Here is a 25,193-nt window from a genome sequence, read left to right on the forward strand (position 1 = left end):
CGACCCAAATAACGGGTGCGATGCGATCGCGAAGGAGGTCGCGTGCTCACACACGAAGAGAATGCAGTCCTCACACGCGTTGGCCCCGGCACGCCCGGTGGGGAGCTGCTGCGGCGGTACTGGTTCCCCTTCTGCGTCGCGGCCGAGCTGACGCCCGACAATCCGACGAAGTTCGTCCGCCTGCTGGGAGAGGATCTCGTCGCGTTTCGGGACAAGTCGGGCAACGTGGGCCTGATTCAGGACCACTGCGCCCACCGCGGGGCGTCCATGCTCTACGGCCGCGTGGAAGAGCGCGGGATCTCCTGCGCCTACCACGGCTGGCTCTATGACACGGCCGGGAACTGCCTGGAAACGCCCGCCGAGCCGGCGGAGAGCAGGTTCCACCTTACGGTGAAGATGAAGGCGTATCCGGTGAGGCGGTTTGTCGGGCTGTACTGGGCCTATCTCGGCCCGCAGCCCGCGCCAGAGATTCCCAAGTACGATATCTGGGCACGCAAGGACGGCAGACGGCACCTCGCGGTCCAGCCGATGCTGGCGGCCAACTGGTTTCAGCCCACCGAGAACGCCGTGGACATTGCCCATGGGTTCATCCTGCACCAGGAGTTCATCGCGCGCGGCAAGCCCGTCGCCAATACGACGCGGGGCTTGCAGGACGAAGTGGTGGAGGAGAAGTGGTGGCGCGTGCCCTATGGCATCATGAAGCGCCGTCTTCGGACGAACGGCGACGTGGACGAGCATCCCTACATCTTTCCCAACATCCTGCGCGTCTTCACCGAGACGCAGATCCGGGTCCCGGTCGACGATACCCACACCCAGATCTTTCGGGTCGGATTTGAGCCAACACCCGATGGAAGCGTTATCGAGGATGAAGATGAGTCGTCGGTGAAGTATGTTGCGCCATATAAGAGCCCACCCGACGGCATTCATCCGGAGGCGAGGTTCGACACGCGTATCGAAGTCCAGGCGCAGGACCACATGGCGTGGGAGACCCAGGGACAGATCGCAGACCGCACGGCGGAACGGCTGGCGACGAGCGATCGCGGGATCGTGATGCTGCGGGAGATGATGTTCGAGAACATCGCGAGAGTACAGCAAGGGCTCGACCCACTGAACGTGATTCGAGACCCGAACCACGCCGTGATCGACACGAACGTGGACAACGAGTTTCGGCGGCCCGAGCGTCGGGCGCGCGCGCTGGCCTAGCTCGTGAGCCACCTGGCTATCTGCTCCCCAACGGCGTGGGTGGCAGAACGGTCATGCTGATCGTAGCGAAGCATCGCCGTCGAGCGAGATCCTTCGCACAGTGCCCCAGCCAGATCGTGCGCGTCCTCACGGGGGCTGTAATGCTCACCCTCGTCGTGGCGTGCACGTCCCAGAGCTCGTCCTCTTATTCGTCACGTCCAAACGCGGAGGGGCAATCGCCCGGAGCGCTAAAGCGAGTCGTCGCCGCCGTGCAAAGCAACCCGCCCACGCTGAATTCACGGGTGGGCTCGACCGTTGGTGGGTCGCAACCGGGCGTCGACGCCATCGAGGAGCTGCTGAACGTGGGGATGTCCACGCCGGACGCCCACGGAGTGCTCCAGGCGCGGCTGGCGGAGGAGGTCCCAACGGTCGAGAACGGCCACTGGATCGTCACGTCCGACGGGCGGATGGAGACGACGTGGACGATCCGGCCAAACGCCCAGTGGCACGACGGCGTACCGGTTACGGCGGACGATATGGTTTTCACCGTCCAGGTCGGACAGGATCGCGAGATACCCGTCTTTCGCGACCCGACGTACGACATCGTGGAGTCCGTCGATGCGCTGGATGCCCGCACGGTACGCGTACGCTGGTCCGGACCGTACATTCGCGCCGACTCGATGTTCTCGCGGGCCATCGCGCTGCCGCTCCCGAAGCACATCCTGGCGGACCCGTATACCTACGACCGGGCCGGGTTTCTCGACCTCTCGTACTGGAGCGGCGAGTTCATCGGTACCGGGGCGTTTCGGGTCAAGGAGTTCGAGCGCGGCGCCTCCCTTACGGTGAGCGCTAACGATGCCTACGTCCTCGGGCGGCCAAAGATCGACGAGATTGAGATTCGATTCATCCCCGATAACGCGGCGGTCGTCGCGAACCTGCTCGCGGATTCCGTCGAAGTGACGCTCGGGCGGAGTCTGTCCCTCGAGCAGGGCGTCAACCTCCGCGATCAATGGCGCGATGGCACCGTCGACATCGCGTCACAAAGCTGGATGGCGCTGTACCCACAGCTTCTTACGCCACATCCCGCGATCATCGGCGAGGCTGCGTTTCGTCGCGCTTTGCTCGATGGGATCGACCGACAGGAGATGGCGGATACGCTCGAATTCGGGATGGTCCCCGTAGCGCACGTGTACGTCAGCCCCCAGGACGCTGAATTCAACGAGATACTGCCCAGCGTCGTGAAGTATGAATACGATCCGCGATCCGCAAAGCAGCGGCTGTCACAGCTGGGGTTCGAGACTGGGGCCGATGGCAGTTATCGGGATGCGGCCGGAACCGCTCTGGGTGTCCAGATCCAGGTCACGTCGAGCCTCGAGGCCCAGGTTAAGTCGGCGTTCTCCGTGGCGGACTACTGGCAGAAGCTGGGGATCGGCGTCGGTGTCGACGTCGTCCCTCCGCAGCGCGCGACGGACGCGGAGTACCGCGCCACATTCTCCGGCTTCGCTCTCGTACGCCAGCCCAACGACGTCGATGCCATCACGCGCGCCCACAGCCGCACGACGCCCCTTCCCGAGAACAACTTCACCGGTCTCAACCGCACGCGATACCGGAATCCCGAGTTCGACGCACAGATCGACAGCTACACCACGACGATTCCGTTCGCGGATCGGATGCGCGTGCTCGGCCAGATCGTTCATTTCATGACCGACCAGGTCCTGTGGATGGGGCTGTTTTATGAGACCGAGCCGACGGCGATTGCCAAGCGGCTCAAGAACGTCACGGCGCGAAGTCAGAAATCCGTCCAGACCTGGAACGCCCACGATTGGGACGTATCGAGCTAATGTGATCTGGAGGGGAACATCATATGGCTGACCGACGATCCATCTTTCTTTCGCGCGAAGGGCCGCGACGCCAGGAGGCCGGTTCGGCTCCTATCCCCGAGGGGTCCCGGATCGGCAACGTCGTAGCGTCATCCCTCCTTCACGGGATCAACTGGGATGTCCGCGACATGAGCCGAACCGATCCGGAGGAGCAGGCCCGCGAGGTGTTCCGCGCGGTCGAGCAGTTCATGGCCAACGCCGGCGGCACCACCGAAAACATCGTCCAGCTCACCGTGTATCTCAAGGACGAGCAGTACCGGAAGGCGATCAACGCCGAGTGGCTGAAGATGTTCCCGAACCCGGAGAGCCGACCCGGGCGGATCGTCGTCTACCGCGATTTTCCCAACAGCAACCTGTTTTTCGAAGTCTCGGTCCTTGCAGTCCTGTAGGACCGGGTCCTGAGACTCGAGCGCTCCCGCGATGCGATTTCATGTCGTGATGCTGCCGAACTACGTGGTTGGTGTCGACCCGCCGTTCGCGAACTACTATCGGGAGCTGCTCGAGCAGATCGCGCTGGCGGAGGATCTTGGCTTCGACTGCTTCTGGTTCACCGAGCACCACTTCATGCAGTACGGAGGTCCCAGCCCGAACCCAGCCGCGCTCATTGCCGCAGCCGCTGCCCGTACGTCTCGGATTCGGCTCGGCTGCTCCGTCTCAGTTCTCCCGCTCCGGCACCCCGTGCACATTGCCGAGGATTACGCGCTCGCCGATGCGCTGTCCGGTGGCCGCCTGGAGTTCGGCATGGGCGTGGGAAACAATCCGCGCGAGTACGACGTGTTCGGCGTGGACATCGCCGAGGCGCGCGACCGGTTTGAGGAGGCGCTGGAGGTGATCCTGGGCGCATGGACGCATGAGCGCTATAGCCATAAGGGCCGGTTCTGGCAATTCGACGATCTCACGATCTTCCCACGCCCGATCCAGGAGCCGCACCCGCCCCTCTGGATCGCCGGCCTCTCGGAGACATCGCTGAGCCGGGCCGGCCAGCGCGGATACAACATCATGACCGTCGCCCATCCGCGCCCACCGGCTGAGGTTCGCCCGGGCGTTGCCGCGTGGCGAAGCAACCTCGCAGACGCTGGCTTCAGCCCGACCGATCGCCACTGCCTCATCCACCTTCGGGCCTACGTCGACGAGGACGCGCGTCGCGCGGGTGAGCTGGGCCAGGCTGCCATTGCGCGGTACAACGCGCTGTCTCGCGTCGGACTCGGCCGTCCAGCCCGACCCGATGAGAGCGACTGGGAGGGCATGCTCGCCGCAGGCCGAAACGTGTATGGCACCCCAAAACAGTGCGTCGAGATCCTGCGACGGACGATGAAAAACTTCGACTTCGACATCTTCGGCATGCAGTTCAGCTTCGGCGGGCTCCCACACGCCGACGTGGTGAAGTCGATGCGTCTTTTTGCCCGTGCAGTCATGCCCGCGTTCGGCTGATGCCTCGGCTCCGCACGCATGGCGACTGCGGAGCACAGCGGTGTCGATACGCGCTCGGCGCGCACCGCGCCGTCGTTGGATGAAGGAGGTTCCGTGGTGCGCTCTTCACCATTCGAGTCGCTGGCCGACTATATCTCGTCGGCCCTGTCGCGACCGCTGCCGCCCGAAGTGCAAGAGAAGACCTCCTTCCACATCCTCGACACGGTCGCTGCGATGGTCACAGGGTCGCGCCTCCGCCCCGGCCGCGCCGCTATCGACTTCATCCGCACCCAGGGCGGTACGCAGGAGGCGACGGTGGTCGGGTCGCCCATCGTCACCACCGCGATCAACGCGGCGCTGGCGAACGGAATGTTGGCGCACTCTGACGAGACCGACGACTCCCATGCTCCATCCTTGACCCACCCGGGCTGCGCCATTGTGCCGGCCGCGCTTGCTGTCGCGGAGCGCCAGCAGTCGACGGGCGAGGCGTTCATCCGCGCCGTCGCGCTGGGATACGACGTGGGCTGCCGTGTCGCACGGGCAATGGGGGGGATCGACGCCCGGGGATGGCACGGGCATGCGACGCACACCATCGGCCCAATGTTCGGCTCGGCCGCGGCGGCGGCCGCCCTGCTCAAGCTCGATTCCGTCGGCGTTCGGTACGCGCTATCGTTCACGGCCCAGCAGGCCTCGGGCATCACCTCCTGGGTGCGAGACCTGGAACACGTGGAGAAGTCCTTCGTCTTCGGTGGGAACGGCGCGCGCAGCGGTGTGACCGCTGCGCTCTTCGTCGCTTCCGGAATGACGGGCGAGGAGAACGCGTTCGACGGGGAGAACGGCTTCCTGGAGGTCTTTTGCCCGAGGGGCGAGCAGTTTCCCGAGCTGGTGTCTACCCTCGGCTCGCACTACGAGATCTCCTTGACGAACATCAAGAAATTTTCGGTTGGATCGCCGATCCAGGCGGCGGCCGAGGCGATGACCGCCCTGGTGACAGAGCACAGCCTGACTGCGTCCGACGTGCGTTCCGTCGACGTTCTGCTGCCTCCCCAGGGGGCGCGCGTTGTCGATGGGCGAACGATGCCCGACGTCAATCTCCAGTACTGCATCGCGTCCATCCTCCTCGACGGAGGGAAGCTCACCTTCGCGGCTACGCACTCCTACGATCGCCTGAACGACCCGGCCATCACTGGACTGATGGAGCGCGTGAGCCTCGCCGGCAACCCGGATTTCGCGGGCATGGAGAGCCAGCGCCCGGCAACGGTTCGCGTCCACACCAACCAGGGCTCGGTCCTCGAACGGCACGTGCCGGCAGTCAAAGGCACGCGGGACAACCCCATGACGCGGGACGAGGTCTTGGCAAAGGCCGTGGATCTGATCGGCAGCGTGTACGGCGAGAAGCGCGCCACGGAAGCCGCGCACGCGATCCTCGATCTGACCGGGCTTCAGTCCATTGCGGCGCTCCGCCCCCTCCTGGCCAATTAGCGACGGCGACCGGGCAACTCGGCGGGCAACTCCCCGCGATCGGGGCGGATGCGGCGCCCTACAGGTAGCCGGCCTCGCGCCAATAGCGTTCGGCCGCCGGGTGGAGCGGGACCTTCAGCGGGGCTGCCTGGGTGTCCCGGCACATCTCGTCGATAGGAAGATCGCGGGGCTCCTGCCAGATGATCGCCGACTTGCGGGCGTCCAACGCCTGGCAGAACCGGTAGATCATGTCGTCGGGCGCGTCGGCGCGCGTGTAGATCGGCCAGCCGCTGAAGTCGAGAGCCGGTACGTCTGAGTCGAGGTTTGGAAACCGCGACCTGGGAATCGGCGAACGATGGAAGCCAACGTCGTCCATAGCTTGAAGCACCGATTCCTCCAGGGGGAGGAGATGCATTCCCAGATCGCCGAGCTGTGGAATGAAGGAGAGCACGGCTTCGTCGAAGATGGCGTCGACCTCGCCGCTCAAGACCTGGCTGGTCCGTTCGCGCTGAAATGACATGTGCGAGCTGGGCACGACGGCCCCGCCCCATGACACGATGTCCGCCACGCTGAAGTCGTAGCAGGCCAGCACCTGGTCGATGTAGAGGTGGGTGGCGTGGTCGGGCTGGCGGCGGAGCGACATCTTCAGTGGATAACGCTGCTCCTTGATGTCGGCCAGCGAGCGGAGGCCCGTGCGGTCCGCGACGGCGAAGGCCAGCCAATCGAGCGACGGAATAACGGCGATGGCGCGCACGGGCATCGGCTTCGACCACGCCGCCTTCCCGCGATACGCGGCGGCCAACGGCCCGGCGGGGTTCATGAGCGCGATGTCCACTTCCCCGCGAACGACCTGGTCTACGACCTGGTAGGAATCGCTGCCGAAGAGCGTCGCCGCCCAGGCCTGCTGTCCCTGGGTCCGCATCTGAACGCGGGATTGATCGAAACGAAAGCCGGGCTGGCGGACCATCTCGGCGGTCGCCTCGAGGATCAAGGACGATCGAGTGACGGCCGGGACGGATGTGGTTGGTCGTTCAGCCACCGGTGGGCGCTCCTTCAATGCAATTGGATCGATGCGTGGGACTCTCGTGCTCGTGGTCGGGAACGGGTTCAGCGGTCAGCGGAGATTCGGCATGACTTCTTTTGCGAACAGTTCTAGGCTGCGCATCGCCTGATCGGGCTCCATCGTCCCGAAGGGGAGGTATGTCAGGAACCGGCCGACGCCCAGCGCCTTCTGCTGCTCTTTGATCAGCCGCGTGACGGTATCCGGGCTTCCGGCCACGAGATATCCGTCCTCGATCACCCGTTCATACCGGGCGTCCTCGCCGATGGGCATCGCCCGGTGCCCTGCGGACTTGTACGCGTAGCTTCGATCGCTGATCCGGAGGCGCTGCCGCTCGCGCGTTTGGGGATCGTGCACCCCTGCGCCGATGTTGCTGTAGAACTGGAAGGCGTGGGCCTCGACCTCTTCGCGCGCCTGGGCGTCGGTGTGGGCCACATACACTTGACGACTCACGCCGGTGTCTTCTGGCCGCGGGGTCCAGCCGCACTGCTCCTGGGCGTATTTTCGGTAGTAGCCGAGAGTCTCAGCGATCTGCTCGGTCGGCGAGAAGCTCGTGAGGAGCCCCGCGTGGTGGCTCGCCGCCCATTCAATGCTCTCCGCGCTGTTGGCTGCCGCTACGATGGGCGGGTGCGGCTGCTGGACCGGCCGAGGAATGATGGACACTTCATCGTAGTCGTAGTGCTCGCTGTGCCACGCAAACGGCTCCGGCTCCGTCCATGCCTTCACGATCAGCTCCCACGACTCCTCCCACATGGACCGCGCCTCGCTGTTGTCCACGAGGTAGGCGTGGGTCTCTCGTGCTGTGCCCCGCAGGAAGCCGCTGACGAGGCGCCCGTGGGAGAGGACGTCGATCATCGCCAGCTCCTCCGCCACGCGGACCGGGTGTCCGTGGATGGGAAGGCAATTGCCCATGAGGACGATCCTGGTGTTGGATGTGTGCGTCGCCACGGCGGCGGCGATCAGGTTGGGCGACGGGGCAGTCCCATTGAAGGCGAAGTGGTGCTCGGCGAGGCACACGCCGTCGTAGCCAAGCTCGTCGGCCCGCTTCAGGAGCGCGAGGTGGCCGTCGTACAGCTTCATGCCCAGCTTCCGGTCGTACATGGACGCAGGGAACGGGTAGGGGATCTCCCATTGGCGGTATGGCCACATCATGATGTCGAATAGCCAGATTTCCATCGCCTCACTCCTCCGCGGAGCTCGCTGTCACGAGCTGAGCTGCATTGCATGCTGGTACGTTCCGATGGCCACCCGATGATACGCTTATTGGCGGCCAGTTGCGTGATTCTCATTGGCTCCATAAACTGGCCATCGATGATCACAGAGCGTCGGACCATCTGGCGTATGAGGAGCGCGAGTCTATGAACGACGGCCTCCGGTGGTTGGACTGCGACATGCACATGGCGGAGCCATGGAACCTGTGGCATCGATACGTCGATCCGCGCTTCCGTGGCGACATCGAGGCGCTCACGGGCGTACCGGAGGGCTACAATCCCCTCACCCATGGTCCGGCCGCCAACATCCGTGAGATTCGGCAAACGCGGGTCCATCTCTTCGACGATTACCTTGGTCCGGACGGCGTCTCCATCGATGCGGCCGGGCAGCTTCGGGCCATGGATCGAGAGGGGATCGACGCGGCGATTCTCTTTCCGACGATAGCGCTCTCGTCTCCACGCACGGCTGATCCTGACGCGGCGATGGCCGTGCGCCGCGCCTTCAACGATTGGCTGCATGAATTCTGCGCCTTCGACCCCTCGCGCCTGAAACTGAACGCGGTCATCGCCACGGGCGACGCGGTCGCCGCAGCGAAGGAGATTCGCCGGGCGCGACAGGAGCTCGGGGCCGTCAGCATCCTGCTGGACCCGCGACCTGACGGCGCGCCGTTCGACGATCCGGTGTACGAGCCGATCTGGGCCGCTGCGGAAGAGGTCGGTTTGGCGGTGGACTTTCACAACGGCATTCCACGCCAGATGGAGGCCCGCTACGGGGATCGGCCCACACATCTGTTCGTCCACGCTTCCGCTCGGCCAGTTGGGCACATGTGCACCTTCATGGAGCTGCTGGTGGGCGGCGTTCTCGAACGCCATCCTCGGCTGCGGGTCGCTTTTCTCGAGTGCGGCGCGTCGTGGGTGCCGTACTGGCTGTTTCGACTCGAGGAGGAGTGCGAAAAGTTCCGGAGCCGCCACCCCGGGATCGATGAGAACGTGCGGCTGCGGCCCGTCGAATATTGGCGCCGGCAGTGCTTCTGCTCGGTCGAGGTGAGCGAGTGGACGCTACCGGGCGTCATCGCCACCATCGGCGACGACAACTTGGTTGTGTCATCGGATTTTCCGCACTTTGACTCGGAGTTCCCGGAGGCAGGTCGTCACTTCGTGAGTCTCGAGGGAGTCAGTCGCGCGGCGAAGCAGAAGATCATGTGGGACAATTGCGCGCGCCTCTACGGGCTCGACTGATCGCCAGCGGCCGCACCCCTCCTCCCTCCCAGGCCGCGGCCGGGGAGGGCACCACCCGAGCCCTCGCTAAGCCAGGGAGGGTGGGCTGGCGCGTCACTCGACGATCGTGGTGGTGGTGCCGGCCCGCGTAAGCGAGATGTGCGACATGGCCGAGTGCTCCGTCGCGCCGTGCCAGTGCTTCTCACCAGCCATCACATGCACGACGTCGCCTGCGTGGATCTCGATCTGTTGTCGCTCGTCGGCCACGTATCCCGCGCCGTAGGTGACGAAAAGGACCTGGTCGCCGGAGTGCACGTGCCACCTGTTTCGCGAGCCGATCTCGAAGTTGATGACGGTGAGAGTGAAGTCCTGGCTGTCGCTCAAGAGCGGCTGGCGCGTGACGTCGCCGACGAAGATCGGCGCGGAGTCCTGCTGCGGTTTCACCTCGGACGGCCGGATACGTCTCACGGTACCTCTCCTTTCGTCCTGACAGCGCACGTTCTCGCGGCGCGCGATGCGCGAGACGCTTTCCGTGTCCGCTCAGGTCGAGGAAAGTGTACCCCGAGGTGGGCGCCACCGAGATCCGTGATCGCTATGCCGCAGGAACCGTCGTTACGCGATCAGTGGATGGCGGCGCGGCGTCCCATTCTCGCAGGATCGCGTCGATCTGCTGGCCTTCCACCGTCTCGTGGGCGATGAGGGCCGCGGCCAGCGCATCCAACACACCACGATGGGATTCGAGCGTGTGACGGGCGTTCGCGTACGCCTCGTCGATGATGGCGCGCACCGAGCGGTCGAGGGCCTCGGCCGTCGCCTCCGCATATTCGCGAGGTTGGCCGATCTCGCGTCCGAGAAACGGGTGCGTCTCGCCGAGACCGTAGGAGACTGGGCCCACTTCGCGGCTCATGCCCCACACGCCGACCATGCGCCGCGCGAGGGCGGTCGCCTGCTTCAAGTCGTTCTCCGCGCCGGTGGTCGGCTGGTTGAAGACGAATTCCTCGGCAGCGCGGCCGCCCAACATGACCGCGATCCGCCCCAGGAGATATTCCCGCGGATAATTGTGTCGCTCCTCCTCCGGGAGTTGCTCGGTAGCGCCCAGCGCCCGGCCGTGGGGAATGATCGTGACCTTGTTGACGGGGTCAGCGCCAGGCGTCAGCTTGGCGACCAGGGCGTGGCCGCTCTCGTGATACGCGACCAGCCGCCGCTCATCCTCACTCAGCGGGATCGCCTGTCGCGTCCCGAGCACGATCTTGTCCATGGCCTCGTCGAAGTCGCGCATCCCAACCTCGCGCGCGTTCCGCCGCGCCGCCTGGAGCGCGGCCTCGTTGGCGAGGTTCGCCAGGTCGGCGCCGGAGAATCCCGGCGTGCGGCGCGCAAGGTTCGCCAAAGCAACGTCCGGCGCGAGGGGCAGGTGGCGGGTATGAATGCCGAGAATCGCCTCGCGCCCGGCGCGATCCGGCAGTCCGAGCGTCACCTGGCGATCGAATCGCCCGGGACGTAGCAGGGCCGGGTCGAGCACGTCCGGCCGGTTGGTCGCGGCAAGCACGATCACGTGCGTCTGGTCGTCGAATCCGTCCATCTCGACGAGAAGCTGGTTCAGCGTCTGCTCGCGCTCATCGTTGCCGCCGCCGAGACCAGCGCCGCGCTGGCGGCCCACGGCGTCGATCTCGTCGACGAAGACGATCGATGGGGCCTCCCGCTTGGCTCGCGTGAATAGGTCGCGCACCCGACTTGCGCCCACGCCCACGAACATCTCGACGAACTCCGAGGCCGAGATGCTGAAAAAGGGCACCGCCGCCTCGCCCGCGATGGCGCGTGCCAGGAGCGTCTTGCCGGTTCCCGGAGGGCCGACCAAGAGGACTCCGCGAGGCAGGCGAGCGCCCAACGCCTGGTACCGCTGGGGTTCCTTCAAAAAGCTGACGATCTCCTGCAGCTCCGCCTTGGCTTCTTCGGCTCCGGCCACGTCGGCGAACGTAACCTTGGGGCGCTCGCTACTGTACTTGCGGGCTCGGCTGGCGCCGAACCCGAAGAGCGATTGCTGACCACGTTGGGCCTGCCGCCCCATCATGAACAGCAGCCCGACAAAGAGGAGCATGGGCAGGAAGTTCACCGCCAGCTCCAGCAACCACGAGCCGCCGCTGGTGTCCTTCGCGGACACCGATACGCCCTGCTGGTCGAGGAGCGGAAGCAGACGCTGGTCCTCGATGGGTGGCAACACCGTTGTGAATCGCGCGTATGTCTGCTGGCTAGCTGCCGTGGGTTGGGCAGTCGCCTGGCTCTGCGGAGCGGGCTGCTGGGGCGGCCACGCGATGGGTTGCTTGAACATGCCATCAACGTTCTGGCCGGAAATAGTGACCGACGCCACTTGACCCGCTCGAACCTGGCCGATGAACTCGGTATAGGTCAGCGCGACCTGGGGCGCCGACTTAGGGACGAAGAACTCGTATCCGTTCCACAGCAAGGTGACGAGGAGGAGGATCCACCAGAGCCAAAGGGGGAGGAAAGGACGCGGGGGCCGTGGCTGCTTCGAGCGCTCATTGGTCGACGGGCCGTTCTTTTTGTTGCTCGCGGGCGGGCTTGCGTCCATCCTTGACTACCTCGCAGGCGGTACGCGGGCGCAACCACGCTCGCGCCGCCGTTCCTGCCTCGATACTAATCGATGGGGTGCCGAGACGTCTCATCGTGATCGCCGCTCGCGTGGTATGCTGGCGGTCGCGAGATACGCCAGCCCCCCGAGATCGGCAACTTCCGCCAAATAGGTATCCCGCGAGGGAGCCCGAGATGAGCCGCACCCACGATCACCCCCACGATTCGTTCTCCCACGCGCATGACGACGGCGACGGCAGCCCGCGCGCAACGCACGGGCCGTCGGTCCACAGCCACGCGCATGAGTCGGCGGCACACATCCATGCCCACGGCCATGCGCACGACCACTGGCACGACGAGGACGAATTCCACGACCACCACGGCGAAGACCTCTCGCCGGAAGAGCAGCAGGAGCTTGCCGAGCGGCTTTGGCGACTCGAAAACGTCGAGCTTCGAACTGTGGGCGTCGACATCGGATCGTCGACGTCCCACCTGATGTTTGCCGAGGTTCACCTGCGCCGGCTCTCCGATGCCCTCTCGAGCCGATTCGTCGTCGTGCGCCGCGAGGTGCTCTGGCGGTCCGCGATCGAGATCACGCCGTACCGGGCGGACGACACGATCGACACGGATGCGCTCGAGGCGTTCATCGAGCGCGCATACCGCGACGCGGGGATCCGGCGAGACGCGATCGACAGCGGCGCCGTTATCCTGACGGGCGAGGCGCTCAAGCGGAAGAACGCCGAGGCGATCGCTCACCTGTTCGCCGCCGAGTCCGGAAAATTCGTGTGTGCGCTCGCCGGGCACCACATGGAGGCATCGCTCGCGGCGCATGGGTCGGGCGCGGTAGCGATCTCGCGGCGCAACCGTTCGACGGTTCTGAACGTTGACATTGGCGGCGGCACGTCCAAATTCGCGCTGATCAGGGACGGCGAGATCGTCTCCACGGCGGCTATCGCCATCGGCGGGCGCCTCGTCGCGCTCGATGACGCTGGCCGTGTGACGCGGCTCGAAGAGCCAGGGCGATTCGCGGCGGAGGCCGCGGGACTACAGATCGCGCTCGGCGAGCCAGTCTCGCCTGACGCCAGGATGCGCCTCGTCCGGTACTGGGTCGACGCGCTGGTGCGGATCGTCAACGGCGAGGAGATCGCCGACGAGACGGCGCGACTGTTCGTTACAGACCCTATCGTCCTTCGGGAGCCCATTGATTCAATCTCGTTCTCCGGCGGCGTATCAGAGTACGTCTACGGGCGCGAGCGCGCCGCGTACCAGGACCTGGGTGCCGCGCTGGGCCATGAGCTTGCGGCCGCTCTGGGGGTCGGTCGGATCCCACACCGGCTGGCAGATCCGGGCGAGGGAATTCGCGCAACGGTGATTGGAGCGTCCCAGTTCACCGTGCAGCTCAGCGGGAGCACGATTTCGGTGTCCAACCGGTCCGTGCTCCCGCTGCGCAACCTCCCGGTCGTGTATCCGCGAATCGATCTGTCCCAAGAGATCACCCCCGAGCATGTCTCTCGCGCCATCGACGCCGCCCTCCGGCGCATGGACGTCGCCGATGCCGCGGTTGCGCTCGGGCTCCGCTGGCCCGGTGACCCGCTGTACCGTCGCCTTCGCGTTCTGGCGCAGGGAATCGCAGGCGCGATGGCTCCGTTCCTCGAACAGCGATTGCCCCTGGTCCTCTTGTTCGATCGCGACGTTGGTCGGACCCTGGGGGAGATCCTGCGGCGCGATCTTGACGTCGCCTGCGACGTGATCTCGATTGACGGAATGGACTTGAAGGAGTTCGACTTCGTGGACATCGGAGAGGTCGTGGAGGCGAGCAACGTAGTCCCCGTGGTGATCAAGTCGCTGCTGTTTGCTGGACGCGAAAGTATCCCGTCACGTTGAATAGCCAAGACGCACTCGCGGCGTTAGGAGGAGACATGGCTTCCGGACCGATCGAGCCTTTCTACGAGTGGCAGCTTGGGGAAGAGATTCCCATCATCACCGGCCTCATCATCGACGATCTCAACGAGGTCGAGCTGGCGCCGTGGGATCGTATGGGCGGCAAAGGGGCATTCCTGAATCTCGGCACGCGGCCAAGCTCGCAGACCAGCGCCTACCTATGTGAGATCGAGCCGGGGGGATCCCTGAAACCCCAGTCACACCTGTTCGACGAGTACGTCTACGTGGTCAGTGGGCGCGGTGCGACGACGGTTTGGGTCGAGGATCGACCAAAGCAGCTCATCGAATGGCAGGAAGGGAGCTTCCTGGCCATCCCCTTGAACGCTCGGCACCAGCACTTCAACACGAGCGATGCTCCCGCGCGCTTTCTCGCGTACCATGATGCGCCCACGGTGATGAACCGGTTCCGAAATGAGCGGTTCGTCTTCGACAACCCCTTCGTGTTCGACGATCGCTTTTCGGGCGAGGCCGGCTATTTCAGTGGGGAGGGAACGCTGGAGAGCGTGCCCGGCAAGTCATTTCGGGTGTGGAAGACCAATTTCGTGCCGGATGCGCGAGGAATCAAGCTATACGAGTGGAAGGAGCGCGGCGCAGGCGGGCTGAACATCATGCTGGAGATGGCCGAGTCCCGCATCCACACGCACATCTCGCAATTTCCTGTCGGCACCTACAAGAAAGGACACGTCGACCCGACGGTCCGGGGGAGCGACCCCGGTGGCGGATCGTTCTTGATGATCCTCGAGGGCGTCGGCTTCACCCTCGTCTGGGGCCCGGGAGACAACGAGTTCAAGCGCCTGGATTGGAAGCGGAATAGCCTGCTGATCTCCCCCAGCGGCTGGTACCATCAGCACTTCAACGTCGGCCCGACCCCAGCCAGGTACCTCGCCATGACGGGCGGCGGCCGCGGCGGGACGAACAATCGCCAGAACACCTTCGCCGACGTGAGCGAGCGCGAGGGAGGCGGCCAGATCGAATATCCCGATGAGAACCCCGAGATTCATCGGATCTTCGAGGAGGCGCTGCACCAGCATGGAGCGACGTGCCGCATGCGGCACCTTTCGCCCTTCTGCACAGCGGAGGACGAGAGCGCGATCCCGGCATAGGATCCTGACCGCTGGACAATCGCATGGGAGAGCATCGCGAGGCGCCCCCGGGGGGCGCCTCTGCTATGAGAGCGCGCCGATCTCCCGGTAGTAGCGCTCCGCGCCCGGATGGAGCGGGACGTCGCGCGGCGCCGCGTCGGTGCCGCCGGCCAGATCGCGCATCTCGACGGGCCCGTCGATGTCCCACTGGATGCTGCCACGAGCCGCGTCGAGCGCGCGACACATGGCATAGGCGACGTCATCGGGCAAGTCCGCGTGCACGAGCAGCGGCCACCCGCTGAACGTTGGGGCCAATAGCTCGTCCGCAATCCTGGGAAACATCGCCCTTGGAGTCGGGCCGAGGGGCCAGCCGAGCGTTTCCAGATGGTGCTGCGTCGCGGGATCGAGGGCGAGGAAGCGCATCCCGTGCTCGAGCGCGACGTTTCCCCAACCCTTGATGCCCTCGTCGAACACCGCGTCCAGCGTGCCGCTGCGAACGCCATCCATCCGCGACGCCTCGCTCGGCGTGTTGGTGTATTCCAGCCGACCGCCCCAGGCCTCGATATCGCGAAGGGAGATGCCCGCCGCCGAGAGGACCTGGTCGATCACGAATCGCGTCGCGTGCGCCGGATTCTCGCGGAGAGAGATGCGGAGGGGCGGCTTGCGCTCGCGAATCTGGTCGAACGACGTAATGCCCGTGCGCTCGGCCACCGCGAAGGCCATTCGGTCCCAGGAGGGCATGATGGCGAGCGCGCGGAGCGGGAGCGGCTGGGGGAACGGGCCCGTTCCCCGATACGCCATGGTGAGAAACGGGGAGGGATTGAGCGCCGCGAGGTCGAGGTCGCGCCGCGCCACCGCGAATGCGACGTCGGGCGGTCCCGCCGCGAAGGACAGCGCCCGATTGAAGGCCCCATCGTTGACGACGCCGAGAGAGATCTGGACGTCTCGGTATGGGCGGGTCGCCCCGCGCTCGGCCGACATTCCCAGCGCGATCTCCGTGAGCAGCCTGGCGCGTGTGGTCGACGCGCCCCCTCGCTCGGGCAACATGTCGGTCATCCTCCCCCGCCGGGGCCCTCGAGCCCGGGCTTCGTCATGTCCTCGGGGTTCAGGATCCGCTCGAGGTCCGCGTCCGACAGGTCGGTCTTTTCGCGAGCGACCTCGCGTATCGTGCGCCCAGACGCGAACGCCTCCTTTGCGATCTTCGCGGCCGCGTCGTAACCGATGACGGGCGCCAGCGCCGTGCAGATGGCGAGGCCCTTCTCCACCATGGCCGGCCCATTCTCCGTGGCCTGGATTCCGCGAATGCACTGCGCCGTGAAGTTCCGAATACCAGAAGCCAGTAGCTCGACGGACTCGGTGACGTTGTGAGCCGTGACGGGCATCATCACGTTCAGCTCAAAGTTTCCGGAGATGCCGCCGAGGACGACCGTCGTGTCATTGCCCAGCACCTGGGCGGCGACCTGGACCAGGGACTCTGGGATGACCGGGTTTACCTTGCCCGGCATGATCGACGAGCCGGGTTGCACCTCCGGGAGCAGCAGCTCGAAGATCCCGGCGCGCGGTCCCGAAGCCATCCACCGGATGTCGTTGCAGATTTTGAAGATGCTGACGGCCAGGGTGCGGATCATCCCACTCGCCGCCACCACCGCGTCGAGGGTGTTCTGGGCCTGAAAATGGTTGTCGGTCTCCCAAACCTTGACGCCGTTCATCTGCGAGAGCTTGTCGCAGACGCGCTTGGCGAACTCCGGGTGGCAGTTCACGCCGGTCCCCACGGCGGTGCCGCCGAGGGGTACATCTCCCAACTCCTGCTGGGCATACCGGAGCCGGCGAATGCCGTGGTCCATCTGTCCGGCGAACCCAAGGAACTCCTGCCCCAGACGTATCGGGGTCGCGTCCTGGAGGTGGGTGCGGCCGGTCTTGATGATGGGCCAGAACTCGCGCGACTTGTCCATGAGCGCGTCGCGAAGCTCTTCACACGCGGGAATCAGCTCGTCCTGAATCCCCGTCAGCACGGCGAGCTGGATGGCGGTTGGGATCACATCGTTGGATGATTGACCGATGTTCACGTGGTCGTTGGGATGCACCAGGCCGCGCGCTCCGCGCTCCCCGCCCAACCGCTCGATCGCGAGGTTGGCGATCACCTCATTGGCGTTCATGTTCGTAGACGTGCCGGATCCCGTCTGAAAGATGTCGATGACGAAGTGGTCGTCCCACTTGCCGTCGATGACCTCCCGAGCCGCCGCGATGATGGCGTCCGCGTGCTGCCCGTCCAGCAGCCCAAGGTCGCGATTCACTTCGGCGGCCGCGAGCTTGATCTGCCCGAGCGCCCTGATGAAGCGGCGATTGAAGCGGAGCTTGCTGATCGGGAAGTTGAGGACCGCGCGCTGTGTGGATGCGCCCCAGAGCGCATCGGCGGGTACCTGCATCTCGCCCATCGAGTCGCGCTCTGTGCGCGTTCGCTGCTGAGTTTGCACAGCGATCTCCTCCGTGTCCCATGTTGGGTGTGCCCAAGGGATGATAGCGCGAAAGGCTGGGCCGACGGCACCGGGTGCGCGGTGGATGCGCATCTTCGGGACCGCGCACGGGCCTTCGCTGCGCGATGAATTTTGGTACGCTGAGTCGTGGTCGACCCAGGCAGATGTCGTGCTTGCCGTCGTGGCCGTCCTCGGCCGTGGAAGGTGACGGTGAAGACGAGTTAGACGCAAAGTTGGGGCCGTGACCATGAGCTCGATTGACACGGACCGATTTCCGGGCAAGATCCGTCGAATCGGTGTGCTGACAGGCGGCGGCGACTGCCCAGGGTTGAACGCCGTCGTGCGCGCTGTCGTCAAGAGCGCGAACAACCTGTATGGCTGGGAAGTTGTCGGAATAGAGGATGGGTTCGACGGGCTCATCTTCCCCGAGCGCTCCCATCTGCTGACACCCGCCGAGGTTCGGGGAATCCTGCCCAGGGGCGGGACCATCCTCGGGACGACGAACCGTGGGAACCCGTTCTCATACGTCATGCGCCCGGGCTCCGACCCCGTCGACGTCTCCGATCGGGTCCTCACGAATCTGCGCGAGCTGGGCATCGACGCGCTGGTGGTCATCGGGGGTGATGGAACGCTCGCCATCGCGCAGGACCTGATGAAGCTTGGCGTTCGCGTGGTGGGCATTCCGAAGACGATCGACAACGACCTATCGGGGACGGACGTGACCTTCGGGTTTGATACCGCGGTGGCGACGGCGACCGATGCGATCGATCGGCTGCATACGACCGCGGAGAGCCACCATCGGACGATGATCCTCGAGGTCATGGGGCGCAACGCAGGCTGGATCGCCATTGAATCCGGCATCGCCGGCGGCGCAGATGTGATCCTGATCCCGGAGATTCCTTTCCGTGTGGATCGGATCGTCGACGCCATCGTGGCTCGTCAGCACAGCGGGAGCAAGTTCAGCATTATCGTCGTGGCCGAGGGCGCAGCCAGCGCAGACGGCGGTCAAATGCGCGTGGGCGAGACCACCGGAGCCGGGGCGCGGTTTGCCGGCATGGGGAACTGGCTTGGAGAGCAGCTCGGGAAGCGGCTCGAGCAAGAGGTTCGCGTCACGGTGTTGGGGCACCTGCAGCGCGGCGGAAGCCCGAGTCCATTCGACCGCGTTCTGGCGACCCGCTTTGGCGTCGCCGCGGTTCGCCTGCTCGGCGATGGCGCGATCGGGCGAATGGTGGCGTACCACGGGTCGACCGTCGACAGCGTTCCACTCGCGGATGCGCTCGGCATGCTGAAAACCGTGCCACCGGACGGCGAGCACATCCGAACGGCCCGGGCTCTCGGCATCTGGTTCTGCGACTGACCGAATCGAGCGGGATCTACCGGCGCCGGCGCATGAACGACGGAAGGTCGATATCGTCCGGGCGATCAAATCGCGGGCTGGACGCGGGGTGGACCGGAGGCGGGGGGATGGTGGGCGCCCCGAACGTGCTGCGCGGTCGAACCGTGCGGGACCCGGGCTGCAGGCCGGTCGCGATCAAGGTGATTTTCACTTCCGACTTCGCATTGGGCACGATCACCGTGCCAAAGATGATGTTGGCGTCCTTGTCGACCAGATCCTGAACTGCCTGCGCGGCCTCGTTGACCTCCATCAGGGTGAGGTCGGAGCCACCAGTGATGTTCATGAGGATCCCGTGCGCGCCTTCGATCGATGCATCGAGCAGGGGGCTGCTGATGGCCGCCTGCGCGGCCTGAAGCGCGCGATTGTCGCCGGTCCCCTCGCCGATTGCCATCATCGCGGTTCCCGCGCCAGACATGACCGATTTCACGTCGGCGAAGTCGAGATTGATCAGACCGGTCTGCGTGACGAGGTCTGAGATCCCCTGCACGCCCTGGCGCAGCACGTCGTCGGCGAGTCGGAACGCTTCAACGACCGGAAGATTTCGGTCGCCCAGCGCGAGAAGGCGATCGTTGGGGATCACGATGAGGGCATCGACGCGATCGCGCAGCAGCTCCACGCCCTTGTCGGCCACGCGCGCTCTGCGGGACCCCTCGAAGGTGAAGGGGATGGTCACGATGCCGACGGTGAGGGCGCGCTCGTCCCGCGCGATCTCCGCGACGACCGGGGCGGCGCCGGTCCCGGTTCCTCCGCCCATGCCGGCCGTGATGAACACCATGTCCGCGCCTTTGATCACGTCGCGGATTTCGTCTTCACTTGCCTGGGCCGCCTTTTCACCGACTCCCGGGTCGCCACCGGCCCCGAGCCCCTTGGTGAGCTTTTGGCCCATGACCATCTTGCAGCGTGCGCTCGAGATCCCCAGCGCTTGCGCGTCGGTGTTCAGTGCAACGAAGTCGACGCCCTGCACCGACGCGTCGATCATCCGGTTGACCGCGTTGTTGCCGCCGCCGCCAACCCCGATGATTTTCACTTCGGTGAAGCCTTTGGCTCCGCCCCCAGCCTGATCGTCGAGAATTCGCTCGACAACGGGTTCACCGCGAGCTGTCTGAAACAGCCGCTCCGGATCGAACCCCGAGGAAATCTTAGACACGATTCATCACCTCTTGAGCAAGTTGCACGTATGATTCGGCGGCCCGTTCGGCGCCTCCGTAGCAGAAGACGGAAGTTCCCGCCGATCCCGCTTCTAGGATCTTGCTGTTGGTCCCGATCTCGGTGGCGAATACGAGGTCGCCCCAGCGCTCCCGCAGGTAGTTCGAGACGGCACGTTCCTCTCGAAGCCGCCGATCGAGCTTACTCAACAGAATCCCGAGGACTTTGAGCGAAGCGTTCAAATACAGGATCTCCTGGATGCTCTCCTCGAGCATCTGCAGACCTTGAAGGGAGAAGTAGCGCGCCTCGGTCGGGATGATAACGCGCGTGGCCGCGACGAGCGCGTTGATTGTCAGCAATCCCAGCGATGGCGGCGTATCGATGAGTACGAAGTCGTAGCGGTCGGAAACGGTGAGGATTTGATCGCGAAGTCGCAGCTCGCGACCCAGCTTGGTCATCAGGGCCGCCTCCGCCGCCGCGAGGGGGATCGAGGCCGGGACGACGGAGATGGACCCGGGCGCATGGTTGATGGCCTCGAGGATGGGCATCCGGCACGCCCGATCCAGTAGGGCCTGGGCGACGGTTTCCTCGACTTGCCGATTCAAACCGAAGGCAGCCGTCAGATTGCCCTGGGGGTCGAGGTCCACCAGGAGCACGCGCTGCCCGAGCTGGGCGAGAGATGCGCCCAGATTGGCCGTTGTGGTGGTTTTCCCCACACCGCCTTTTTGGTTCGCAATGGCAATAACCGTTGTCATCCGCAGGTCCATGCGCATCGGGACTCAGGATGTTAGGCCGCGAGTCGTGCGCACGATAGTGCAAAACCCGAGCATAGCAGGAACTGTAATGGTTTTGTGATGTCGGCTGAGAGCAATCATTGGCTGCCGGCTATGTGTTCCGTTCCCGTTGTTTTGAATCAATGGTGTCGGGGGCCGATGAGTCCTTGGACCCATTGCCCAAAACCGCCGCGCTTGGGTTTGGCGGCTGCTTCCACCTTGACCTGCGCAAGTTTGGCGGCGAAGGCCTGGATCGCCTGAATGGTGGGATGGTCGGGATGCGTCAAGGCGAGGGGCACTCCGCGATCGATGGAATCGAGGACCGCGTCCTCGGCGTATGGAAGCGTGAGGCCTATGCGCTCGCCGAGGTGCTGTTCGAGCTCGGTCTGACCGATGCGGGCACGTGGGTGGATCTGATTGAGCACCAGCACCCGCCGCTCGGCCGGGGTTTGCAGCGCTGCGAAGACGTCGAGGGTCGACTGCATCACCTTGACGGTCGTCATGTCGGGCGCCAGGGGGAGCAGGATCAGGTCGCTTTGGTCGAATACGCCGAGATTCAACTCCGAGAACGTCGGGTTTGTGTCGACAATGACCCACTTGTAGCGCGCCCGAACTTGCGGCAGGATCGCGCTTACGGCCGCAGCGCTCACCAGCTCCGCCGTCTGTGGCGATGGTGGGGCAGGAAGGACGTCGATTCCGCTGTCGTGATGGATGATGACGCTCTGGATGACGTCCCAATCGATCGTCGACGGGTCGGCCGGCAGGTCGGCGAGCGTGAGCTTTGGACTGAGGTTCATGTGGACGCCTACGGCCCCGCGCTCCGTGCTGAGGTCGATGATCAACACGCTCTGCTGAGCAACCTGGCGGAACGCGACGGCGAGGTTCACGGCGATGGTGGTGGTGCCCACGCCGCCCTTCAGCGAAAAGACGGTCACGATTTGTCCCGCCGTGGGGTCGAGTACGATTTCGCCTTGGGCAGGCCGTGACGACGCGGGGACTCGGTAGACCAGCGTCGTCTTTCCCACCTTGATCACATCACCGTCAGCCAGCATGCGGGGCGCCGAGATCTCCTCGGTGTAATTGACCCACGTGCCGTTGGCGCTGTCGAGATCGTGAATCGAAAAGCCGTCCAGCTCCTTCACGACCTTCGCATGCGGCCGCGACACCGCGCGGTCGTTGAGCTGAATGTCGTAGTCCGCATCGTCTGCGGCTCGACCGATGACAGTCACGTCCTTCACCAGAGGGAAGATGCTGCCCGTCTCTGGCCCGAAGTTGACGACCAGATGGAATTGATCGGAAGGGTCTGTGACCGCGGGGCCCGTTCGGGTAGGCGCTCCGGCGGCAACCTCCGGGTGCGCGCGCACGAGTTCCTCCGCTGCTTGTCCCGGCAGCGCCTGTCCGGGCTCTACGGCGCGCAGGGCGTCGGTGCCGCCGCGGACCCCGGCGGGCTCGATCTCTTCCGGGATAAGTTGAGTCGCCGAGGCCTCGCCAATTTCTTCGGGCATGGCCGCGGGAATAGGAGTCTCGAACCGGAAGACGCTGCTCCCGATGCGAATTTCGTCACCGTCGGCGAGGAGCACGGGCTGCTTCACCTGCTCGCCGTTCAAGAACGTCCCGTTTGCGCTCTGGAGATCCTCCAGCCACACCCCGCCGTCGCGGCCCTCAATGCGAGCGTGGGTGCGACTGACGAGGCGGTCGCCCTCGAGTCGGATGTCGTTGCCCTCCGCGCGGCCGATGGTCACGGATGGCGCGATGGGAGTTCGCCCGTCGGCTGAGACGAGGTAACCGGCGACTTCCGGCTCCACCCATTCCGGTTCGGCGACCGGCTCGGGAGGCACCTGGGCCTGTCCGATCATGGTCGCGTCGGACGAAGCCGCCTCCTCCGGCTCAAGCTGCGCTTGTTCTTCTTCGGGTGCCCACGGTTCCTGGGCGACCGGCCCACGGGCCTCCTCTTCGCCGACCCATACGGTGGGCGCCGGCTCGGGCTCGACCAGCACGGTTGCGCCGCCCTCTGCCTCGGGGCCGCCCGCGGCGCTCGGGAATCCTTCCAGGGCGACCGTGGCCTCTGCGCCAACCTCGCCCATCGGGACAGAGATCTGCTGCTGGCTGACGCTCATCACGGTTCTGCCGACGCGGATCTCGTCTCCCTCCCGCAGTTGCTGCTCTTCATAGATCCGCTCGCCGTTGACGAAGGTCCCGTTCAAGCTGCCGAGATCGACGACGGCGATGCCGTCAGCGGTCACCTGAATCCGGGCGTGCTGGCGCGAGAGTGCCGTGTCGCTAATGACGATGTCATTGCCAGGCACGCGGCCGATGGTCATTGTCCGCCGAAGGGGGATCGTTTGCGGCGGCGCGCCCTCCGTCTGCCACGTCAGTTGTACTTCCAGGAGCGGCTGCCCGCAGTTGGCACACGTTGCGGCATCGGCTGCGCTCTCGGTCCCACAAAACGGGCAGATCATTCACGGCCTCCTTGGCATGTCATGGGCTGGGCTTCGCCGGTCGCGCGGATGCGTGAGGACTCCGGCACATCACGGGCGCGAAATGGGCTGAGTGTCCTGAATTTCGAGCGGGTCGATCATTTCGGTCCGGTCGGTGTCGCTATCCGTCGGATCGCCCAGCACGCGGCACACAATAGCCGAGATGTTGTCAACGCCGCCAGCTTCATTCGCCGCGGCGATGAGCGCATCGGCTGCCGCCTGCGCCGAGAGCGAGTCAATAATCTGAAGGATCTTCTCCCCCGGCACCATGCCCCAAAGTCCGTCCGAGCAGACGAGAATCGCGTCGCCGGGCTCGACCCGGAATCGAGGATAGACCTCGACGTCCACCTGGGGTCGACCACCGAGGGACCGCGTAACGACGTTGCGCATTGGATGGCGCATCGCTTCTTCTGGGGTAATCTTCCCCACGGCAAGGAGTTCCGCCACCCAGGAGTGGTCGTGCGTGAGCTGCTGGATCTCGCTCTTTCGGATCACGTACACGCGGCTGTCGCCGACGTTTGCGGCGACCAACTCGTTTCCTCGAAGAACCGCGACCGCGATCGTGGTCCCCATGCCGGCGCGCTCCGCATCGCGGTTCGCTTCCTGGACGACCATGTCGTTCGCGGTGGTCAGCGCCCGGGTGAGCGCATCCTCGAGGTCCGAGAACAGGTCGCCGTAGTAGGCTTGTTTGACCGCTTCCACGGCGGTACGGCTCGCGACCTCGCCGGCGGCATACCCGCCCATTCCGTCCGCGACGACGAAGAGCAATCCCCGATGGGCCGTCTCAACATCGATGTCCGGCTGGTAGACACCGAGGAAATCTTCGTTGTGGTCTCGCCGGCGGCCGATGTCTGTTCGATGGCCGATGTCTAATCGCATGGGTTAACTCTCCCCGTGCCTCAACGCACGTCGGCCAGCAAAGCCTTTCAGTGAGCCTGCGCCACGAATGGCCTAGCCAGCGTGGGCGTGCTCCGATATTCGCTTTCGAGCGACGACAAAATGTGAGATCCCAAATGCTCGGAGCGCGGTGTGCTCTGCCACGTCGGCAAGCCCCTGCAGCCAACGCCCGAGTATACGGTGTCGCTCCGTTATGTTATCGAACCCCGGATAGATGTGGGAGCAGACGGTAAAGTCGACGTTCAGTCCCCTGAAGAGCCGCTTGATTCCGCGTCGCGTGTAGATGCGGACATGGTGGCAGAAGATGTTTCGCACGGCATCCGGCGTGTAGTTCACGAACGGACAGAGACGAAAAATGAAGCGTTTCCCGAGATAGAAGCCGTGCGTTTCGAACGGATACATCCGGTTCGGGGCGAAGATAATCAGGTCGCCGCCCGGCCGAAGGCACCGAACCGCCTCGCGAATCGTCGCAGCGTCGCTGGCCACGTGCTCGATGACCTCGTGCAGCAGGATCACGTCGAAGGTCTCGTCGTCGAAGGGGAGCTGCTCCGCGGCGGCATGGTAGATGTTCGGCAAGCGCGCGGACGCCTGCCGAACTTTCTCCTCGTCGATGTCGACGCCGTACACCTCGTCGGAAAAGTCGCGAAATCGATGGACGTACGTCCCGATCCCGCAGCCAACGTCCAGGATGCGTTGGTTTTCCAGCGGAACGTACTTTCGGATGAGATCGAGGCGCCTGTCCTGTCCGCGTCGCCAGACGTAGCTCGGGTGCCCGAGCGTGATGAACTTCTCCTGGGTGATCGCTGACATGCGGCGCGCCACCGCCTCCCGTTGAACCTCATCGAATGTTGCAACAGGGTATCAAACATCCGGCGCGGCTACAACCGACTGGCGCAAAAACAGAAACCGAGCAATAGCGCCCGCGTCGCACGATTCGTAACATGCCAATTCGCGCACGCACGGACTTCCGGGCGCCTTCGGGATCCGCGGGGAACCTTG

At 65.0% G+C, this 25,193-nt stretch carries 20 protein-coding genes; 9 read left to right on the plus strand and 11 right to left on the minus strand.

Annotated features, from left to right (window positions below; all coding sequences use genetic code 11):
* The first annotated feature begins 42 nt into the window (after nucleotides 1–42).
* From VFC51_15945 to VFC51_15965, 5 genes are all read left to right on the plus strand, one after another.
* On the plus strand, nucleotides 43–1,203 hold the full coding sequence (locus VFC51_15945) for a Rieske 2Fe-2S domain-containing protein (protein ID HZT08514.1): 1,161 nt from the start codon (nucleotides 43–45) through the stop codon (nucleotides 1,201–1,203).
* A gap of 281 nt (nucleotides 1,204–1,484) precedes the next feature.
* On the plus strand, nucleotides 1,485–3,023 hold the full coding sequence (locus VFC51_15950; protein HZT08515.1) for an ABC transporter substrate-binding protein: 1,539 nt from the start codon (nucleotides 1,485–1,487) through the stop codon (nucleotides 3,021–3,023).
* Between the two features lie 23 nt (nucleotides 3,024–3,046).
* Nucleotides 3,047–3,451, plus strand: a complete 405-nt coding sequence (locus VFC51_15955) for a RidA family protein (protein HZT08516.1) — start codon at nucleotides 3,047–3,049, stop codon at nucleotides 3,449–3,451.
* A gap of 31 nt (nucleotides 3,452–3,482) precedes the next feature.
* Nucleotides 3,483–4,493 carry an LLM class flavin-dependent oxidoreductase gene (locus VFC51_15960; GenBank protein ID HZT08517.1) on the plus strand — a complete coding sequence of 337 codons (1,011 nt, stop codon included), beginning with the start codon at nucleotides 3,483–3,485 and terminating at the stop codon, nucleotides 4,491–4,493.
* 96 nt (nucleotides 4,494–4,589) lie between these two features.
* Complete coding sequence (locus VFC51_15965) at nucleotides 4,590–5,954, plus strand: MmgE/PrpD family protein (protein HZT08518.1); 1,365 nt, start codon at nucleotides 4,590–4,592, stop codon at nucleotides 5,952–5,954.
* A 58-nt stretch (nucleotides 5,955–6,012) separates the two neighbouring features.
* On the opposite strand, the gene VFC51_15970 is transcribed toward VFC51_15965, so the two are convergent.
* Complete coding sequence (locus VFC51_15970) at nucleotides 6,013–6,972, minus strand: TAXI family TRAP transporter solute-binding subunit (protein HZT08519.1); 960 nt, start codon at nucleotides 6,970–6,972, stop codon at nucleotides 6,013–6,015.
* Between the two features lie 75 nt (nucleotides 6,973–7,047).
* On the minus strand, nucleotides 7,048–8,169 hold the full coding sequence (locus VFC51_15975) for an LLM class flavin-dependent oxidoreductase (protein HZT08520.1): 1,122 nt from the start codon (nucleotides 8,167–8,169) through the stop codon (nucleotides 7,048–7,050).
* A gap of 182 nt (nucleotides 8,170–8,351) precedes the next feature.
* Here VFC51_15975 and VFC51_15980 point away from each other — a divergent pair, with 182 nt between their 5' ends.
* Nucleotides 8,352–9,443 carry an amidohydrolase family protein gene (locus tag VFC51_15980; protein HZT08521.1) on the plus strand — a complete coding sequence of 364 codons (1,092 nt, stop codon included), beginning with the start codon at nucleotides 8,352–8,354 and terminating at the stop codon, nucleotides 9,441–9,443.
* Between the two features lie 93 nt (nucleotides 9,444–9,536).
* Here VFC51_15980 and VFC51_15985 read toward each other — a convergent pair whose 3' ends face one another.
* A complete protein-coding gene (locus VFC51_15985) occupies nucleotides 9,537–9,890 on the minus strand; it encodes a cupin domain-containing protein (protein HZT08522.1) in 354 nt (117 codons plus the stop codon).
* A gap of 124 nt (nucleotides 9,891–10,014) precedes the next feature.
* Nucleotides 10,015–12,009 (minus strand): ATP-dependent zinc metalloprotease FtsH, encoded by a 1,995-nt coding sequence (gene ftsH, locus VFC51_15990; protein ID HZT08523.1) that lies wholly within the window; start codon nucleotides 12,007–12,009, stop codon nucleotides 10,015–10,017.
* 194 nt (nucleotides 12,010–12,203) lie between these two features.
* Between ftsH and VFC51_15995 the strand changes: the two genes are divergently transcribed.
* Both VFC51_15995 and VFC51_16000 read left to right on the plus strand, forming a co-directional pair.
* Complete coding sequence (locus tag VFC51_15995) at nucleotides 12,204–13,892, plus strand: ethanolamine ammonia-lyase reactivating factor EutA (protein ID HZT08524.1); 1,689 nt, start codon at nucleotides 12,204–12,206, stop codon at nucleotides 13,890–13,892.
* A gap of 35 nt (nucleotides 13,893–13,927) precedes the next feature.
* Nucleotides 13,928–15,052 (plus strand): cupin domain-containing protein, encoded by a 1,125-nt coding sequence (locus tag VFC51_16000; GenBank protein ID HZT08525.1) that lies wholly within the window; start codon nucleotides 13,928–13,930, stop codon nucleotides 15,050–15,052.
* Between the two features lie 63 nt (nucleotides 15,053–15,115).
* Here VFC51_16000 and VFC51_16005 read toward each other — a convergent pair whose 3' ends face one another.
* Together VFC51_16005 and VFC51_16010 are read right to left on the minus strand one after the other, a co-directional pair.
* The gene (locus VFC51_16005) at nucleotides 15,116–16,078 is read right to left on the minus strand and encodes a TAXI family TRAP transporter solute-binding subunit (GenBank protein ID HZT08526.1); all 963 of its coding nucleotides are present in this window, start codon (nucleotides 16,076–16,078) and stop codon (nucleotides 15,116–15,118) included.
* A gap of 5 nt (nucleotides 16,079–16,083) precedes the next feature.
* A complete protein-coding gene (locus tag VFC51_16010) occupies nucleotides 16,084–17,505 on the minus strand; it encodes a class II fumarate hydratase (protein ID HZT08527.1) in 1,422 nt (473 codons plus the stop codon).
* 247 nt (nucleotides 17,506–17,752) lie between these two features.
* Here VFC51_16010 and VFC51_16015 point away from each other — a divergent pair, with 247 nt between their 5' ends.
* The gene (locus VFC51_16015; protein HZT08528.1) at nucleotides 17,753–18,862 is read left to right on the plus strand and encodes an ATP-dependent 6-phosphofructokinase; all 1,110 of its coding nucleotides are present in this window, start codon (nucleotides 17,753–17,755) and stop codon (nucleotides 18,860–18,862) included.
* Nucleotides 18,863–18,878: 16 nt separating this feature from the next.
* On the opposite strand, the gene ftsZ is transcribed toward VFC51_16015, so the two are convergent.
* From ftsZ to VFC51_16040, 5 genes are all read right to left on the minus strand, one after another.
* Entirely contained in the window at nucleotides 18,879–19,973 is a 1,095-nt protein-coding gene (gene ftsZ / locus VFC51_16020) for a cell division protein FtsZ (GenBank protein HZT08529.1), read from the minus strand.
* Between the two features lie 67 nt (nucleotides 19,974–20,040).
* On the minus strand, nucleotides 20,041–20,802 hold the full coding sequence (locus tag VFC51_16025; GenBank protein HZT08530.1) for a ParA family protein: 762 nt from the start codon (nucleotides 20,800–20,802) through the stop codon (nucleotides 20,041–20,043).
* A 158-nt stretch (nucleotides 20,803–20,960) separates the two neighbouring features.
* The gene (locus tag VFC51_16030; GenBank protein ID HZT08531.1) at nucleotides 20,961–23,279 is read right to left on the minus strand and encodes an FHA domain-containing protein; all 2,319 of its coding nucleotides are present in this window, start codon (nucleotides 23,277–23,279) and stop codon (nucleotides 20,961–20,963) included.
* A 69-nt stretch (nucleotides 23,280–23,348) separates the two neighbouring features.
* Nucleotides 23,349–24,176 (minus strand): Stp1/IreP family PP2C-type Ser/Thr phosphatase, encoded by an 828-nt coding sequence (locus VFC51_16035; GenBank protein HZT08532.1) that lies wholly within the window; start codon nucleotides 24,174–24,176, stop codon nucleotides 23,349–23,351.
* Nucleotides 24,177–24,248: 72 nt separating this feature from the next.
* Nucleotides 24,249–25,004 carry a methyltransferase domain-containing protein gene (locus VFC51_16040; GenBank protein ID HZT08533.1) on the minus strand — a complete coding sequence of 252 codons (756 nt, stop codon included), beginning with the start codon at nucleotides 25,002–25,004 and terminating at the stop codon, nucleotides 24,249–24,251.
* Nucleotides 25,005–25,193: the final 189 nt, after the last annotated feature.

Source organism: Chloroflexota bacterium (assembly GCA_035652535.1).
Lineage (GTDB): Bacteria > Chloroflexota > UBA6077 > UBA6077 > SHYK01 > DASRDP01.